The organism is Methylobacterium sp. AC315, assembly GCF_979253755.1.
Window position 1 is genome coordinate 1 of the sequence record NZ_CEEDEA010000070.1, and the last position, 716, is coordinate 716.

Sequence of the window (716 nt, forward strand, 5' to 3'; positions counted from 1 at the left end):
CTGTCCAAGATCACGAACCCGCTCGACGGGATCGAGAGCACGGTCCGCCAGCAGGCCGCCGGCCAGGACCCGCAGGCCGCCCGTGACGCCGCCGTCGCCGCCGTGAAGGCGCTGTTCACCGGCGATCCGAGCCAGAAGGCCCAGGCCGAGGCCCGCGCGGCCGACGCCCTGGCCAAGGCCCAGAACATCCCGGTCGACCAGGCCAAGCAGCAGATCCAGGATTACGAGAAGCAGTACGACCAGGCGGTCGCCACCGCCAAGCAGAAGGCCGAGGCGGCGGCCGTCGCGGCCAAGTCCGCCGCCACGCAGGGCGCCTTCTACGCCGCCCTGGCGCTGATCCTCGGCGCGCTGGCCGCCTTCTTCGGCGGTCGCCTCGGCGCCCCGAAGGCCGAGACCCTGGTCGGCGCCTACGACGCCCGCCGCGCCTGATCCCCCCTCGGTCCCCGCCCTCGCGGCGGGGACCTCGCCCGACCGGCACGAGCCGGCCACCCGCAGCACCCCGCAAGGAGACCTTCGATGAGCAGCACCACCGACAAGATCAAGGGCCTGGCCAACGAGGCCGTCGGCAACGTCAAGCAGGCCGCCGGCAACGTCACCGGCAACGACAAGCTCGTGGCCGAGGGCAAGGCCCAGGAGCTCAAGGGCGAAGCGCAGAAGACCGTCGGCGACGCCAAGGACGGCGCCAAGAACCTCGCCGACAAGATCACCGGCAAGCA

1 protein-coding gene and 1 pseudogene are annotated in these 716 nt (G+C 72.3%); both read left to right on the top strand.

Annotated features, from left to right (window positions below; translation table 11 throughout):
* Positions 1-429 (top strand): annotated as a pseudogene (locus tag AC0IY0_RS28740) (PhnA-like protein); the annotation flags it as partial.
* Between the two features lie 87 nt (positions 430-516).
* Positions 517-716 (top strand): CsbD family protein (locus AC0IY0_RS28745; RefSeq protein WP_147911044.1); only part of this gene is annotated, 200 nt, incomplete at its 3' end.